Origin of the sequence: Acinetobacter sp. G11 (assembly GCF_049808495.1) — a bacterium.
GTDB lineage: Bacteria > Pseudomonadota > Gammaproteobacteria > Pseudomonadales > Moraxellaceae > Acinetobacter > Acinetobacter kookii.
Genome location: NZ_JBNCAT010000010.1, coordinates 26,233 through 41,601 on the forward strand (window position 1 = coordinate 26,233; position 15,369 = coordinate 41,601).

Here is a 15,369-nt window from a genome sequence, read left to right on the forward strand (position 1 = left end):
ACTCGTGTCGCGTAGTCTGCGCAGTGATGTTTACAGGGAGATGAAAATCAGCAGCAAAATCATTTATTTTTAACGCTGAACTTTCAATACAGCAACCAGTCGGGGTTGAGCCATTGCATCTTGCTTTGGCATAAACATTCGTCATGACCGGTTTCTCTTTTTTAAATAAAAAATTTCAGGCTGAAACTTAGTCTCGGTACAGAGTTTTGATATAGTAACAACAATTTAGAATCAACATTGGGAATATGTTATGTCAGCAGCTCCACGCATTGGTGTATTAGGTGCAGGCGGTCGTATGGGACGCATCCTTATTCAAGCCGTGAAAGAAGCCGGCTATCAGCTCGCAGCAGCAGTTGAACGCCCTGAAAGCAGCCTGATTGGTGCAGATGCAGGCGAGCTTGCCGGTATTGGTCCAGTTGGGGTCAAGGTTGTTGGCAATTTACAAGACGTATTAAAAGACTGTGACGTGGTGATTGATTTCACGGCACCTGTCGCGACTGCACAGCATTTGAAATTGTGCCGTGAAGCCGGCGTGGCCATTGTCATTGGTACTACGGGTATGAATGACGAACAAAAAGCATTTCTAGATGACAGCGCAACGCAAACCCCTGTAGTCTATGCGGCAAACTATTCAGTTGGCGTGAACGTTTCCATCAAGCTGTTGGAACTTGCCTCTAAAGTGTTTGGCGACACAGTGGATATTGAAGTGATTGAAGCGCATCACCGTCATAAAGTCGATGCACCATCAGGTACGGCACTGATGATGGGTGAAGCGATTGCTGATACTTTGGGACGCAATCTGAAAGAAGTGGCAGTTTATGGCCGTGAAGGTCATACTGGTCCACGTGATCGCCAAACCATTGGTTTTGAAACCATTCGTGGTGGCGATATTGTCGGTGAACATACGGTAATGTTTATTGGCGAAGGCGAACGTGTTGAAATTACCCATAAAGCAACCAACCGTATGAACTTTGCCGCGGGTGCTGTTCGTGCCGCAGCTTGGGTAGTGGGACGTGAAGCCCGTAAATATGACATGAAAGATGTACTGGGTTTTAACGATATTCAAGTATAAAAAATCGTTAAAATCATTTATAACAATATCTAGCAAAATTAAAATAAGAAGCACAATGGAATGAAAAAAGTGATATTGATGGCCTGTGCAGTAGCAATGCTTGCTACTGCGCAAGCTAAACCTGTGGATAATGCCAAACTCAGTATTAACAAAAATAATATTAAGGTCTGGACCTATCAAAACAGCCAGAACCCGGTATTTTTATATAAAGCTGAAACTACTTACGATACGCCTTTTGAAAAGGCCGTTGGTCTGATTCTGGATGTCGACCATGCGGTGAAATGGGTGCCGTATATGGGCAGCGTGAAAGTGCTATCGCGCGATGATAAAAAAGGCGAATTTTTATTGTATATGGTACTGGATTTTCCATTTCCGTTGAAAGACCGTGATTTGGTGGTGCAAGGCAAAATGATGAAAGATGCTCAAGGCATGATCACCATTAAAAATAAAGCGGTTGATAAAGCGTATGCCAAAAATCCGAATTATGTACGTTTGACCCATTATGAAGGCGATTGGACTTTTCAGAAATTAGCCAATAACAAAGTCAAAGTTTCCACGTATGGTTATGCCAACCCTGAAGGTTCTATTCCTTTAACCTTTGTGAATATGTTTGTACAGCAGCAGCCTTATCAGATGCTGCAGAAGATGAAAGCTGAACTGGCCAAACCCTCGAGTATTCCGCTGTTGCCTGAAGCATTACGTTAAAACAGAAAAATAAAAAGTCCGCATTGTGCGGACTTTTTTCTAAATATATTTTATGAACAGGATAGATCATCTCCTGCTTTACAGCAGTGGAACTAGGGCAAAGGTGGCTGGTCCGTAACTATTGAATGCCAATGCAAGCGATGGATTGCTGGATTTATGCAATCTTTAAATTTTGAAGATGAACGTGATTTTAAAGGTTTATTGTTGTTAAAAAATACATTACTTTGCACAATATTATTGATGAATAATCAATACATGAGTGGAAGATGAAATCGACCATTGAAGAACTCCACGCTTTTGTGACTATTGTCGATAGTGGCTCGATTGTGATGGCAGCCGAGCGTCTGGGACAAACCACATCCGGGGTGAGTCGGGCTTTGCAACGTCTGGAGAATAAGCTCAATGTGACCTTGCTGGAACGTACCACACGCAAGTTGAAACTGACCCAGGAAGGGCAACTGTTTCTGGAAAAAGCCCGTAAAATTTTAAACGATTTGGCCGAAGCCGAAGATGCCTTGCTGAAATCTGATAGCGATACTTCGGGACGGATTCGGATAGATTCTGCGACCCCTTTTATCTTGCATGTCATTGTGCCGCTGATGCAGGAGTTTATGCAGCAATATCCCAATATTGAAATTGAACTGAATAATCATGATCAGGTGATTGATTTACTGGAGCATAAAACCGATGTCGCAATCCGGTTTGGAGAGCTGCACGATTCAAGTTTACATGCCAAGTTATTATGCCGCAGCCGCCTGTACATTGTGGCGAATCCTCTTTATTTGGAACAACATGGAGTACCGCAATCTCCAGCGGATTTATCCCAGCATACTTTACTGGGTTTTAGTCAGCCGACGCATTTAAATACCTGGCCGGTTCAGTTGAATGGTGAAGATTTGACGGTTCATCCCCAAATAAAAGCCTCCAATGGAGAAACGGTCCGGCAACTGGCTCTACAAGGCTTGGGAATAACCTGTTTGTCGCGCTTTTTGGTCGAAGATGATTTACAGGCCGGTCGCCTGAAGGCCTTATTTGAAGACCAAATTCGTCTGCATTATCAGAACATCCATGCAGTGTACTATCGACAAGAACATCTGCCGAAAAGGGTGCGCTTATTTATCGAATTTCTGGCACAAAAACTGGCTGTATATTTATAAGCGATTTAAAGACCAAGTTGTCAGAATGAATAAAAATCTGCCAAGCGCTATAGCTCTTGGCAGATTGGATTTAAGTGAAAATTAAATTGAAAAATGAACTAGAAATCTGCTTTGAGTACAATCCGGTAACGGGCCTGACCCGAATGGAGATGTTCAATGGCTTGATTGAGCTGTGACATTGGAAAAACTTCAATTTGCGGTGCGATATTTTTACGCGCTGCAAACTTCAGTAATTGGCGTAGTGCCGCAGGGGAGCCTGTAGGAGAACCGGTCACGGATTTTGCACCGCCAATCAATGTGCCGGCTGAGATCTGCATGGGCTCCAGGGGAAGCCCCAGCATATGCACGGTACCGTTTGGCGCAAGAGTAGCAAGGTAAGCCTGCCAGTCCAAGGTCACGTTGACGGTGCTGAGTAATAAATCAAACTTGCCGCGTTGCGATTTAATGGTCTGAAGGTCACGGCTATTCACCACATGGTCAGCGCCCATGGCTTTCAGCTCTTCGGTCTTGTCCAAATTTGAAGTAAAGGCGGTAATTTCACAGCCCCAGGCTTTTAGCAGTTTGATTGCCATATGACCTAAGCCGCCAATCCCGATTACACCCACATGATGTATGGCCTGAATCTGGTGTTTGAGAATCGGATCAAATACGGTTATGCCGCCACAAAGTAACGGACCGGCACTTTCCGGATCCAGATCTTCGGGCAGGGAAATCACCCATTGCCAGCCAGCACGGACTTTGTCGGCAAATCCACCGGCATGGCCTACAATGGTCGCTGTTTTTTCACCGCTACACAGCACTTGCTGACCCGATACGCAGGGATCGCAATACTGGCAACTTTCTGCTGTCCAGCCGATGCCCACGTGCTGTCCCACTTTCAGGCCTTTGGCTTCTGAACCCAGCTGTACAATGGTACCGATAATTTCATGTCCGGCCACCACGGGATAAACTGAAGATTTCCAGTCATTATTGATCACTGAAATGTCGGAATGGCATAAACCGCAGTATTCAACTTTAACTTCAACCTGATGCGGCTGCAGCTCTCCGGCATCAAACTGATAGGGTTCAAGTGCTGCACCTGCCTGCATGGCTGCATAGGCATGGATAATATTATTACTCATGGCAAAATCCTTTCCTGATCATTTTAATGATGAACCTGTTTTAAAAGAGCAATGGTTTTCATGGTCATCGACCATACCCACCGCCTGCATAAAGGCATAACAGGTGGTGGGTCCTACAAATTTAAAACCTTTCTTTTTTAAAGCTTTTGAGAGTGCAAGACTGATGTCGGTTTGGGCCGGTGCCTGACGATAATTGGGCACATCATTGTATAGGGTTTGATATTCAACAAAGCTCCATAACCAGTCGCTAACATTGCTCTGTTGTGGTTTTAGTGCTTGGCTTAAATGCTGCCAGGCAATGGCATTGTCACGAATGGCTTTGAGCTTGCCGATGTGCCGGATCAGGCCAGCATCCTGGAGTTTATTTTCCAGCTCTGCATCACTGAACTGGGCGATCTTGGCAATCGGAAATTGAAAGAAATGTTCACGGTAAGCTTCACGCTTTCTCAGCACGGTAATCCAGGACAAACCGGCCTGCTGTCCTTCCAGGCACAGCATTTCAAATAAATGCGCCTCATCATGACTGGCTTTGCCCCACTCATGATCATGGTAGGCCATATACATTGGATCATTCGAGCACCAGCCACAGCGTTGAATCGACATTTCTGATGCTCCTTAAGCACTTATAGCTTAAATTCAGTCCATTGATCGTGCTGGTTATCCCAGTAATACAGTTCGGCTTGCGGTAAGTCAGTGAACTGAATCCACATGTCTTTACCCGTTTTTTCTGCAAAACCGGTGCTGATCAAAAGCGCTTCTTCGGTAATTTCCATCACCCAGCCTTGATGGGTTTGTCCCGCCAACACAATTTTTTGTTGATTGCCTGATTCAGCAAATTCGACCAAACGATTGATCAACGCTTCTGACATGAATAGTTCCTAAAAAATTAACGTAAATAAGGATAGGGATTGACCACACCACGACCCTTACCCTCGAGGTAAATGCCATAGTGTAAATGCGGTGCCGTATGGCGTGCATTGCCGGTATTGCCGACATAACCAATCAGATCACCTTTTTTGACATAATCGCCGACACTTAGGCCGCGTTTATGCTCATCAAGATGGGCATAGTAATGCCAGGTTCCACCCGGTCCCAGAATCCAAACCACTTTACCACCCAAATTGTTATTGCGTAAGTCGGCAATGAGACCTTCTGTGGCACTCAGTACTTTTGTTCCACGTGGAGCCATAATATCAATGCCTTCGTGGGTGCGGCCATGACTGCGCGAAGCTCCCCAGGTATCCTTTAGCTGTCTGGCTTTGATATTTTTTACCGGAATAGGCAATGACGAGTTCAGCTGCATACTTTTCAGCTTTTGCACCTGAGCCGGGGGAAGCGGGGAAGATGGTTTATGCGGTGTCGAGGTACATGCCGCAATCCACAAAATGCTAAAACCCAACAATAAGGTTGAAATAAAACGTAGCACTGTTCATCCTTTTTTCATTCTAATCTATATGAAATTATTCGAACTACAGTGCCTGACTATCTCATAAATTTACTGCAGAGATCAATTTTTTCATTGCGGTGGGCAGCCCCATAGCCGTTGCAGTTTCGGGGTCTAACCATGTGCCATTCAGTTCGATTGCCAGATGTTCCTGCTGGTCAGGATCGACTGCAAAGCAGAGGGCTTCCAGTTGCCAGGTAAAGTGAGTAAAACTGTGCGTGATTTGCGCCCGTTGAATCACTTTTTTTAAACCTAAAGATTGGCACAGTTGTTCAAATTCGGCAGGATTTTCAATAATCGGCAGGCACCACAAACCACCCCATAAGCCACTATTGGGGCGTTGTTGCCATAACCATTGATCATCAGACTGAATCAGCAAAACTTGCGCTGATTTTAGCGGAACAGGTTTTTTGGCTTTTTTAAACGGCAGCTCGATTTCCAGTCCCTGTTGATGGGCCTTGCAGTGCTGTTGCATCGGGCAATATAAACAGAGCGGTTTTTTCGGCGTACAGATAGTTGCTCCCAGATCCATAATTGCCTGGGTATAGTCATGATTGCGCTCAACCGGGCACAACTGTTCTGCCAGTTGCCACATGGCACGTTCATGCACCGGTTTGGACAGGTCATCTTCAATGGCAAAGAAACGCGCCAATACCCGTTTGACATTGCCATCCATAATTACGCCGTACTGACGCAAACCGAGGGACATCAGTGCCCCGGCAGTGGATGGGCCAATTCCGGGAAGTTCGATCCATTCTTCTAATGTCGCTGGAAAATGACCTCGACGAGCCACCATTCCCGCCGCTTTATGCAAATTTCGGGCGCGGGCATAATACCCCAGACCTGCCCAATACGGGGCTACATCATCCCAACTGGCCTGTCCCAAATCTGCTACCGTCGGAAAGCGTTCGATAAAACGCTCGAAATATTGCAGCACGGTTTTCACTTGAGTTTGCTGCAGCATAATTTCAGAAACCCAGACCTTGTAGGGATCATCCGCGACTTGCCAGGGCAAATCATGACGGCCATGAACGTCAAACCAGGAAAGCAGGGCATCGGCAAAAGAAAACTGTGACATGTGAACCGTAGCGTGGGAATAGATGAATAGTATAACGAAAATTGCCCAGTACTGCGGTGTTGTCCGAAGCAAAAAAAATGATGCCGAAGCATCATTTTTTGAGTGATAACGCACAATCCATTTTTAATCGCTGATCATGCCCCAACGCTCATCAAGCTTCAATGTCTGACCTTCATAGCGTGGAATGATGTGAATATGCAGATGTTCATCAGCCTGACCAAACACCGCACCATCATTAAAGCCAATATGAAAGCCGGCAGGATGATAACGTAGCTTCAACTCATTACGGGCAAGCTCAAGCAGGGACATCAGACTTTTACGTTCTTTGTCGGTGATATCAAAAAAAGAGCTGACATGGCGCAGGGGAACAATAACCGAGTGACCTTGAGATAAAGCATTTGGCTCGGGCAAAATTACACCGAAATCATTCTTATCAATGATGTCATATTCATCAAAATTGCAATATACACAATTGTTTGTCGTCATTATTGTATCCTCTCTAAATGATCCATCACTGGATGGGTAAAAATAGCAGGGCCATCTTTACCTTCATTGTTATTCACCAAGTCGCGTTTTAAATAATTCATACATGGTAGATAAGCCTTGCTGCTCAGCTGCTGCGTTATAGCCCAGATCAATACCATTGGCTTTGGCACGCTCATCTGCAAGCGGGTTGCTAAAGCCATGTTTGGCGCCTTCAAAAATGATCACTTCATGCTCGACTTGAGCAGCATGCATCTCTTCTTTAAAGCGAGCTACATCATCCAGGCTGACCATGCTGTCCAGTTCTCCGTGGAGCACCAGAATTTCTGCTTTCACCTGTCCGGGTTGTGCAGGGGTTTTCGGGGTCAAGTTGCCATGGAAGGTCACGACCGCTTTTAAATCGGCACCGGAACGTGCCAGATCCAGCACCACCTTGCCGCCATAACAGAAGCCTATAGCTGCCAGTTTATCTGCATTTACTTCTTCTTGCGCAGCTAATGTGGCCAAACCTGCGGACGCACGAGTCACAATTGTTTCCGGATCTTCAAAGGTTTGCATCATCCATTCGCTGGCTTGAGGCACAGCCGTGGTGACTTTTTTATCCCCGTACATATCAATGGCAAAAGCAGCATAACCATGTTCGGCCAGCTCACGCGCGCGTTGTTCAGTGTAATCGTTTCGTCCCCACCATTCTGGCGCAACAATAATGCCCGCGAGCGGTTTTTCTGATTCAGGTGCGGCAAAATATCCAATCAACTGGGTTCCGTCTGGCGCGGTGTACTGAATTTCGCGAGTTTTAATGCTGAGAGCCATGGATTTGATCCTTGTAATAAATAAAAAATGTATGAATTAAAAAGATAGAAATGAATTTTCTTTAATGATTGTACAAGATCGTTCAGTTTTGGCAGCAACTATTCTGCATAAATTGAAACATGCTTTTAATTAACCAGGATATGTATCTAAATATTGAATAAATATAGGGTTAATCTTATTTCTAGGGTGTGGCAAAAGAGAAAATAGATTGGCAGGATTTCAAAAGAATGACCTCTGCCAGCATGAAGTGCAATATGGGCTAATGCATCTCATCCATGTTAAAAATGGCGAGCAGCCCTAACTGTGGGGGGAGTTTCAGGTTAACTCACTCGCTATTTTTACATGAAACAGGGGCTGATCGATTACTTGCTGGATTTAGGCAATACTTCAAGCAGTTCGACATCAAAAATCAAGGTGCTATTCGGTTCAATCACATCGCCGGAACCAATTTGACCGTAGCCCAGCTGTGCCGGAATGAAAAAGCGGTATTTGGCCCCTTCTTTCATCAGCTGTAAGCCTTCCGTCCAGCCTTGAATCACCTGGCTGACCTGAAATTCCGCTGGCTGGTTCCGGGCGATTGAACTGTCAAACACGGTTCCATCAATGAGCCGACCTTCATAATTGACTTTAACCACGGAATTGGCCTTCGGTGATTTTCCTGTACCCTGTTTTAAAATCTGATATTGCAAACCGGATTTGGTGCTTTGAACACCTTCTTTTTTGGCATTGGCTGCTAAAAATTCCGCCCCAATTTTGGCATTGGTTTCGGCCTTTTGTTTTAATTCAATCAGCTGTTTTGCTTCACTCTGCTTTTTATGCTGGTTCAAAACACGAGCCATTTCTTCATCGGTCAGGGCAGATTTACCGCCTTGCGTGGCTGTCTTTAGACCCAGGATGAAAGCCTCCAAGTCTAAATCTTTAAACGAGTCAGCATTGCTACGTCCCATTAAGTAACCGAAACTGTAACCAACCTGTTCCTTTAAACTGCTGCTATTGGTCACCGTTTTTGCAAAACTTGCCGTGGTACACATGCATAAACAAAGGAGTGTTATAGATGTTTTCATTTTCTTATCTCAAGATAAATAAGGAGAGCAAAAGCTCTCCTTAAAATTTTTATTTTACTTTAATCAGTTCAACATCAAAAATCAGGGTGCTATTGGCAGGAATCATGCCCGGAACACCTTGTTCGCCGTAGCCCAATTGTGAAGGAATATAAAGGGTAGCTTTACCGCCTTCCTTCATCAGTTGTAGACCTTCAGTCCAACCCGGAATGACCTGATTGAGCGGGAATTCAATCGGTTGTCCACGTTCAATCGAGCTGTCAAATACCTTGCCATCGACCAGTTGGCCTTTGTAATGAACGGTAACAACAGAAGTTGCGGTCGGCTGTTTACCGGTACCTTCTTTGGTGATTTTGTACTGCAAGCCTGAAGCCGTGGTTTTCACACCCGGTTTTTTCGCATTTTCAGCCAAGAAATTGTCACTTGAGGATTGAGCTGTTTTGGCTTGATCCAGCTGTTTCTGTTGCATCTCTTTCTGGAACTGCTGATAGGCTTGTTGAAGTTCTTGTTCTGTATAAGCCGGTTTATTACGAGCATGTCCTTCACGCACACCTGTAACAAAGCTGTTAATGTCTAATTCAGGCGGGGTTTGATGTGCGACTTCATAACCGAGCGCATAACTGATTTTTTCAACAGCAGAGGCATTTTTTGATGCTTTTGATGTCACAGTAGCCGGGTTTTGAGTTGCATAATAAACAGGTACAAGTGCAGCACCGCCTAAAAGAACAGCGACAGCGATGGGTAAGGCTTTACTCATAGGTTTTCCCAAAATCATTTTATATTAAAAAAGTTGCATTAATTTTAGCAGACTTTTCTATCCAGCACGTTTCGAGCGAATCGTGGTGTATAGAAACCCAATATATTCTTATCAACCCAACTATTCTATAACAGTCTGAATATATAAAACATTTCTCATACAATAAAATATCTGTTTTTTATTTCCATAAAAATAAGCCTCAAAAGCAAAAGCCAGTGATTTCCACTGGCTTTTAGCCTACACCGCTTTAAACAATATCGATAAAAAAGATTTAATCATTATCTTTCGAGGCCTTATAACCATAAGTATAGTTATAGCCATAGCCATAAGCGCCCGAGCCACGTTGAATATCATTCAGAATAAAGCCATTGACCTTAACATTGACTTGTTCAAAACGATTGACAGTTAATTCCAGTTCTTTCATCTGTGATTTTGCATATCGTGCGATGACTAAATTTACACCCGCATATTGTGAAATGATAATACCGTCTGTTACTGCCAGTACAGGTGGGGTATCGATAATAACGTGATCATAGCGGGGCGAAATTTGTTCTAAAAGTTCCGAGAACTTTGCTGAACTTAAAAGCTCTGAAGGATTCACTGGGCTTTTGCCACGAGTAATTACATCCAGGTGGGGAACGTCAGTAGATTTAACAATACTTTCAAGTGTTTGTTGACTATTTAAATATTCAGCCAAACCGGATTGGTTGTCATGGTTGAAATACTTATGTAAATAACCACGACGCATATCACCATCAATAATTAATACCCGCTTATTACTTTGCGCCAAAATCGTCGCTAAGTTTGCAGAAATAAAAGATTTACCCACTTCAGGAGCAGGGCCGGAAATCATGATGATATTGTTTTTGGCTTCGCTTAAAGCAAAGTGAATGGCAGTACGCATACTGCGTAAGCTTTCGATGGCAATATCATCACTATTTTTAACGGCTAAAATAGGAATATGCTTTTTCTTTTTCAGAAGCTTAATCCGACTTTCTTGAATCGGTGAACGCGGAACAGTGGCATAGACCGGTAAATCCAGTTCATTTTCAATTTGATCGGCATCTTTAATCCCTGAGCGCATCATATTGCGTAATAAAGCCAGTAAGGTTCCAATAAAACCGCCCAGAAAGATGGATAAAATCAGAATCTGTAATTTCTTCGGCGCAATCGGTTTAACCGGTTCAACGGCTGTATCGACAACCCGGACATTGCCAATTTCGCCCGCTTTGGCAATACGCAATTGCTGGTATGAGTTAAGCAGGGCAGTATACAGCTGCTGTTTGACTTCAACCTCACGGTAAAGCTGTAAATAACGACGTTGCAAATCAGGCAGCTGTTTTAAGGTACCATTCAGCTCGGCAATTTTATTATTAATAGCACCAAGTTGAGCATTCATTTGCTGCATCACCGGATGTTCGCTGGTGTATTTTGCAGAAGCTTCCGCCAGTTTTTGCTCCAGTTCAGCTTTAGAGGTCTCCAGCTGAATGCTCTGGGTTAAATACAGTTCGGATTCTTTGGTCACATCAACCGTATTAAACTGTTGACGGAATTTGTTGAATTCACGTTCAGCAACATCCAGCTGTTGCTTTAATTCAGGTAACTGTTCTTCAAGGAATTTAAGTGTTTGTGCAGTTTCAGCAGAACGGCGTTCAATATTTTGGTGGCTATAGGCAACCAGAATTGAATTGAGAACCTGGGTGATATGTTGTTTGTCTTGACCTTGATAATTTAGACCCAAGATACCGGTCATTTTACCTTTTTCAGCCACAGAATAGTTATTTGTGATTGAACTCATGGCAGCAGGTAAAGACATTTTTGCAATATTATAACTGTCTTTCAGCTGGTCTTGAGTATAAATGGCCACTTTCCAAGTCCCGACTTCTGAACTGAGATGGCTCTCCTGGTTGATCAGTCCAGTAAAAACCACTTGTTCGGTTTCTGGATCCGTTAAGGTGAATTTATTGCCATTAAAATTAAGTAATAAATTCTTGTCTAAGTAGTCAGTCGGAACTTCAAATTTGAGAACATCAAATGACTGGGCATCATCCTTAAATAGAACAGATTTGTTGTGATATTGAGTCTGATAATCGTGTGGATTTAACAAGCGATCAAAAAAACTGTTTTCTGTCCCGGAAATCTTTAAATCCAGATTTAAGTTTTTAATGACTGAGCCAAGTACTAATCGCGATTTCAAAAGTTCAATTTCAGCCTGAGCTGGTTGCTTCTGCTCAATCATATTGGATAAATCACCCAATAATGCGGCAGAAGTCCCCTTGCTTTCTTCGACTTGTACCAAGGCATCAACTGAATAGGTATCAGGAGTGGTTCTTAAATATAGTAGTGCGCAAGCCAGACTTAAAATGATGCAGAGTGCAATAAGTTTCCATTGAGCAATCAGTGAAAAGAATAATTCTTTTAAATCAATAGTGTCTTCGGTATTAGTATTTTGGCTCATAATCTTGCTATCAAAAAGTTAAATATGTTGTGTCCAGTCGCTAATACAATCTTGTATTAACTGACAGGTTTCATCAAAGACCAATTGCTCATGCTGAAAGGGATCAGGAACATTTTTGCCTTGCCAGTGACCCAGGCGGAAAGTTTTTCCTTTCGCAAAAGGCCAGGTTTGCTCTAAATACTTTTGCTGATTTTGACTCATGACTAAAATCAGATCGGCCTTTTTAATCAGGTCAGCGTTCAGCTTTTTGGCAATATGAGGACTCATATCAATGCCTAGGCGCTGCATGCAAAGACAGGCCTTTTGATCTGCAGCGTGGCCGACTAAACCGGAAATACCCGCAGACTCAATATGCAGTTGCGGATACTGCTGTTTTAAGAAATATTCCGCCATCGGACTACGACAGATATTACCTACACAAACCACAAGGATATTCTGAATTTGCATTATTGCCCCAGGCGATCCAAATTATAAAGTGCATTCGAGAATGGGATAATTTGGTTCACTACGCGTTGCCAACGAGCTAGACCAGAAGCATCGACATAGACAATATCATTGCTACGCATCTTGAACTTATTGGCTAAACCAAAATCGGCAATACTGGTTAAATCCAGTTGATAAACTTCTGTAGAGCTATCCCCGGCATTGCTACGGACGACATAAATCTTACTTCGGCTCGCAGACAGCGGATTTAAACCTAAACTTTCACCTAAAACATCACTTAAACTCATGCCTTGATCGCGCATTGGCAGGGATTGGTTTTTACCCGATTCACCCATCACATAAACTTTTTGGTTTTCACGTGAATTGACATATAAAGTGTCATTGGGTTGGAGCAGCAGGTTATGTAAGGACAGTCCGGCTTTTTCCAGCTCAATACTATTGAGCTGATAGCTACGACCTTGTCTGACCAGCGTAATAGAAGCATTATCCCCTTGCTGGGAATTCACCCCACCTGCCATACCTAAAGCCGTATATACGCTGACAGGTTGATCGCTAAGCGCAAATTGTCCGCCTTTCATCACATTGCCTTGTACCGAAAAGCGTTGACCTTGATAAGACAATACCCGGGCAATCACATCCGGGGTTTTTAAATAATGGGAAAGTTGGCTACGTAACTCCTGGTTGACCTGAGTCAATGACTTTCCTGCGGCTTTATAACGTCCAATCATGGGAAACTGGATGTAGCCATTTTGGTCAATTTGATAACCGTTGGCCTGAACGGCTTGTTCATTATTAATTGTATTGGTAGGTGGAGTAATTTCAGGATAGGCCCAAAGATAAATAGAAAGAATATCTCCGGGACTCAATTTATAATTTTTATGGGAAGTATTAAATAAATGGGCATAATCCTGACGAATATTAATTTCAGCCGGCTGCACGGCAAACAGCGATTCTTGAGTGAGTTTGATTACATTGACTTGAGTGCCCAAATCCGTTTGATAAACCCCTTCACTAGGTAAATCATAAGTTTGTAAACCAGAAGTGATTGCACAACCAGTCATTCCTAAACTCAGTGCAAACATAACGCTATAACGGTAGTAACTCACTCGAAATCCTGTTTATAAAAATAATTTGAAATTAATATATGGGCGTAACTTGTCCAATAAATGAAATTTGAACAATAATATTTTATACCATTAATGTTTTGTTACCTAGTTTAAGATGTTGTTGAATCGTAAGATGTTGGGTATAGGTGTGGAAATACTACTGGGTTATCTTTAAATAAGAAATAGCAAGAAAATTAAATTTATTTATTGTGTGATGTTTTTGGCGTTTATCAACCCTGATTTTAAGATTGGCATAAATTGCCCGTTTGAATGATCTCTCCTATAAAGACAATATTTTACAATTAAAATTACTGCAATTTCTGTTATATTATAATGCTATTTACAACGTCACGATGATCAAGAATTCATCGCTCGCATAGGCTTCTATATGTTACAACTCTCTGAACTGAAAATAGCAATTATTGGGCTAGGTTATGTAGGTTTACCCTTAGCTGTAGAGTTTGGAAAACAGGTTTCTGTTGTTGGTTTCGATATTCATCAAAAGCGTATTGATGAATTAAAAAGCGGTCAAGACCATACCTTAGAGGTCTCGCCTGAAGAATTAAAACAATCTATTCATTTAACCTATACTGCAAATCTAGAAGATCTAAAAGACTGCAACTTCTTTATTGTGACGGTGCCGACCCCGATTGATGAATATAAACAGCCGGATCTGACGCCATTGGTCAAAGCCTCGCAAAGTATTGGTAAAGTGCTAAAAGACGGCGACATTGTTGTTTATGAGTCAACGGTTTATCCGGGAGCCACTGAAGAGGTGTGCATTCCAGAACTGGAAAAAGTTTCAGGCTTGAAATTCAACCAGAATTTCTTTGCCGGTTATAGTCCAGAGCGCATTAATCCGGGTGACAAATTGCACCGCGTGACCAATATTCTTAAAATCACTTCAGGTTCTACGCCTGAAGTCGCTGATTTTGTCGATCAGGTCTATAACCTGATTATTGAAGCCGGAACGCATAAAGCCACCAGCATTAAAGTGGCTGAAGCGGCAAAAGTGATTGAAAATACCCAGCGGGATGTCAATATTGCGCTGATTAACGAGCTGGCCTTGATCTTCAATAAAATGGGGATTGATACTGAAGCGGTGCTTGAGGCTGCAGGCACGAAATGGAACTTCCTGCCGTTTCGTCCGGGTCTGGTCGGCGGGCACTGTATCGGGGTGGATCCGTACTATCTCACCCATAAAGCGCAAGCGATTGGTTATCACCCTGAAATTATTTTGGCCGGGCGCCGTCTGAATGATGGCATGGGCGCCTATGTGGTCACTCAGCTGGTGAAAGGCATGCTGAAAAAACGCATTCAGGTGGAAGATGCCAAGGTGCTGATTCTGGGCTTAAGTTTTAAAGAAAACTGTCCCGATATCCGTAACACCCGCATCATCGACATTGTCAATGAGCTGAAAGAATATCACGTGAATGTAGATGTTTATGATCCATGGGTAGATTGTGCCGAGGCCGAGCATGAATATGGGATTCAGCCTGTTTCGACATTAACAGACCACAGCTATGACGCCATCATTCTGGCGGTGGCACATCATCAGTTTAAAGAGATGGGCGTAGAGAAAATTCGTGCCTTGGGCAAAGCAGAACATGTTTTATATGATTTGAAATATGTACTTGCACAGTCTGAATCTGATCTTCGTTTATAATTGA

16 protein-coding genes are annotated in these 15,369 nt (G+C 43.1%); 4 read left to right on the forward strand and 12 right to left on the reverse strand.

Going from position 1 to position 15,369, the window contains the following annotated elements:
* Positions 1-250 precede the first annotated feature (250 nt).
* The 3 genes from dapB to ACPUEY_RS05955 all read left to right on the forward strand — a co-directional run bounded on the left by dapB (position 251) and on the right by ACPUEY_RS05955 (position 2,934).
* Positions 251-1,072: a 4-hydroxy-tetrahydrodipicolinate reductase gene (gene dapB / locus ACPUEY_RS05945; protein ID WP_425121490.1), complete on the forward strand. Its 822-nt coding sequence runs from the start codon at positions 251-253 to the stop codon at positions 1,070-1,072.
* A 60-nt stretch (positions 1,073-1,132) separates the two neighbouring features.
* Entirely contained in the window at positions 1,133-1,777 is a 645-nt protein-coding gene (locus ACPUEY_RS05950; RefSeq protein WP_425121491.1) for an START domain-containing protein, read from the forward strand.
* 266 nt (positions 1,778-2,043) lie between these two features.
* Positions 2,044-2,934, forward strand: a complete 891-nt coding sequence (locus tag ACPUEY_RS05955) for a LysR substrate-binding domain-containing protein (protein WP_425121492.1) — start codon at positions 2,044-2,046, stop codon at positions 2,932-2,934.
* Between the two features lie 98 nt (positions 2,935-3,032).
* Here ACPUEY_RS05955 and ahr read toward each other — a convergent pair whose 3' ends face one another.
* The 12 genes from ahr to ACPUEY_RS06015 all read right to left on the reverse strand — a co-directional run bounded on the left by ahr (position 3,033) and on the right by ACPUEY_RS06015 (position 13,675).
* A complete protein-coding gene (gene ahr, locus ACPUEY_RS05960) occupies positions 3,033-4,055 on the reverse strand; it encodes an NADPH-dependent aldehyde reductase Ahr (protein WP_425121494.1) in 1,023 nt (340 codons plus the stop codon).
* An 18-nt stretch (positions 4,056-4,073) separates the two neighbouring features.
* On the reverse strand, positions 4,074-4,658 hold the full coding sequence (locus ACPUEY_RS05965) for a DNA-3-methyladenine glycosylase I (protein ID WP_425121496.1): 585 nt from the start codon (positions 4,656-4,658) through the stop codon (positions 4,074-4,076).
* A gap of 20 nt (positions 4,659-4,678) precedes the next feature.
* On the reverse strand, positions 4,679-4,924 hold the full coding sequence (locus tag ACPUEY_RS05970) for a hypothetical protein (RefSeq protein WP_092820106.1): 246 nt from the start codon (positions 4,922-4,924) through the stop codon (positions 4,679-4,681).
* Positions 4,925-4,941: 17 nt separating this feature from the next.
* The gene (locus tag ACPUEY_RS05975) at positions 4,942-5,481 is read right to left on the reverse strand and encodes a M23 family metallopeptidase (protein ID WP_425121497.1); all 540 of its coding nucleotides are present in this window, start codon (positions 5,479-5,481) and stop codon (positions 4,942-4,944) included.
* A gap of 61 nt (positions 5,482-5,542) precedes the next feature.
* On the reverse strand, positions 5,543-6,577 hold the full coding sequence (gene mutY / locus ACPUEY_RS05980; protein ID WP_425121498.1) for an A/G-specific adenine glycosylase: 1,035 nt from the start codon (positions 6,575-6,577) through the stop codon (positions 5,543-5,545).
* Positions 6,578-6,700: 123 nt separating this feature from the next.
* Entirely contained in the window at positions 6,701-7,063 is a 363-nt protein-coding gene (locus tag ACPUEY_RS05985; RefSeq protein WP_092820103.1) for an HIT family protein, read from the reverse strand.
* A gap of 69 nt (positions 7,064-7,132) precedes the next feature.
* Positions 7,133-7,873 carry a dienelactone hydrolase family protein gene (locus tag ACPUEY_RS05990; protein ID WP_425121499.1) on the reverse strand — a complete coding sequence of 247 codons (741 nt, stop codon included), beginning with the start codon at positions 7,871-7,873 and terminating at the stop codon, positions 7,133-7,135.
* Between the two features lie 362 nt (positions 7,874-8,235).
* Complete coding sequence (locus tag ACPUEY_RS05995) at positions 8,236-8,937, reverse strand: FKBP-type peptidyl-prolyl cis-trans isomerase (protein ID WP_092820101.1); 702 nt, start codon at positions 8,935-8,937, stop codon at positions 8,236-8,238.
* 49 nt (positions 8,938-8,986) lie between these two features.
* On the reverse strand, positions 8,987-9,691 hold the full coding sequence (locus ACPUEY_RS06000) for an FKBP-type peptidyl-prolyl cis-trans isomerase (protein ID WP_092820100.1): 705 nt from the start codon (positions 9,689-9,691) through the stop codon (positions 8,987-8,989).
* Between the two features lie 271 nt (positions 9,692-9,962).
* On the reverse strand, positions 9,963-12,149 hold the full coding sequence (locus ACPUEY_RS06005) for a polysaccharide biosynthesis tyrosine autokinase (RefSeq protein WP_425121500.1): 2,187 nt from the start codon (positions 12,147-12,149) through the stop codon (positions 9,963-9,965).
* 18 nt (positions 12,150-12,167) lie between these two features.
* On the reverse strand, positions 12,168-12,596 hold the full coding sequence (locus ACPUEY_RS06010) for a low molecular weight protein-tyrosine-phosphatase (RefSeq protein ID WP_425121501.1): 429 nt from the start codon (positions 12,594-12,596) through the stop codon (positions 12,168-12,170).
* On the reverse strand, positions 12,596-13,675 hold the full coding sequence (locus ACPUEY_RS06015) for a polysaccharide biosynthesis/export family protein (RefSeq protein ID WP_425121527.1): 1,080 nt from the start codon (positions 13,673-13,675) through the stop codon (positions 12,596-12,598). The genes ACPUEY_RS06010 and ACPUEY_RS06015 overlap by 1 nt, the downstream gene beginning before the upstream one ends.
* Positions 13,676-14,087: 412 nt before the next feature.
* Here ACPUEY_RS06015 and tviB point away from each other — a divergent pair, with 412 nt between their 5' ends.
* Entirely contained in the window at positions 14,088-15,365 is a 1,278-nt protein-coding gene (tviB, locus tag ACPUEY_RS06020; protein WP_425121502.1) for a Vi polysaccharide biosynthesis UDP-N-acetylglucosamine C-6 dehydrogenase TviB, read from the forward strand.
* The last annotated feature ends 4 nt before the right edge of the window (positions 15,366-15,369 follow it).

Excerpts from the sequence above, each read along its gene's own strand:
- dapB (WP_425121490.1), top strand. The coding sequence starts at position 251 with ATGTCAGCAGCTCCACGCATTGGTGTATTAGGTGCAGGCGGTCGTATG.
- ACPUEY_RS05950 (WP_425121491.1), top strand. The coding sequence starts at position 1,133 with ATGAAAAAAGTGATATTGATGGCCTGTGCAGTAGCAATGCTTGCTACT.
- ACPUEY_RS05955 (WP_425121492.1), top strand. The coding sequence starts at position 2,044 with ATGAAATCGACCATTGAAGAACTCCACGCTTTTGTGACTATTGTCGAT.
- ahr (WP_425121494.1), bottom strand. The coding sequence starts at position 4,055 with ATGAGTAATAATATTATCCATGCCTATGCAGCCATGCAGGCAGGTGCA.
- ACPUEY_RS05965 (WP_425121496.1), bottom strand. The coding sequence starts at position 4,658 with ATGTCGATTCAACGCTGTGGCTGGTGCTCGAATGATCCAATGTATATG.
- ACPUEY_RS05970 (WP_092820106.1), bottom strand. The coding sequence starts at position 4,924 with ATGTCAGAAGCGTTGATCAATCGTTTGGTCGAATTTGCTGAATCAGGC.
- mutY (WP_425121498.1), bottom strand. The coding sequence starts at position 6,577 with ATGTCACAGTTTTCTTTTGCCGATGCCCTGCTTTCCTGGTTTGACGTT.
- ACPUEY_RS05985 (WP_092820103.1), bottom strand. The coding sequence starts at position 7,063 with ATGACGACAAACAATTGTGTATATTGCAATTTTGATGAATATGACATC.
- ACPUEY_RS05990 (WP_425121499.1), bottom strand. The coding sequence starts at position 7,873 with ATGGCTCTCAGCATTAAAACTCGCGAAATTCAGTACACCGCGCCAGAC.
- ACPUEY_RS05995 (WP_092820101.1), bottom strand. The coding sequence starts at position 8,937 with ATGAAAACATCTATAACACTCCTTTGTTTATGCATGTGTACCACGGCA.
- ACPUEY_RS06000 (WP_092820100.1), bottom strand. The coding sequence starts at position 9,691 with ATGAGTAAAGCCTTACCCATCGCTGTCGCTGTTCTTTTAGGCGGTGCT.
- ACPUEY_RS06005 (WP_425121500.1), bottom strand. The coding sequence starts at position 12,149 with ATGAGCCAAAATACTAATACCGAAGACACTATTGATTTAAAAGAATTA.
- ACPUEY_RS06010 (WP_425121501.1), bottom strand. The coding sequence starts at position 12,596 with ATGCAAATTCAGAATATCCTTGTGGTTTGTGTAGGTAATATCTGTCGT.
- ACPUEY_RS06015 (WP_425121527.1), bottom strand. The coding sequence starts at position 13,675 with ATGTTTGCACTGAGTTTAGGAATGACTGGTTGTGCAATCACTTCTGGT.
- tviB (WP_425121502.1), top strand. The coding sequence starts at position 14,088 with ATGTTACAACTCTCTGAACTGAAAATAGCAATTATTGGGCTAGGTTAT.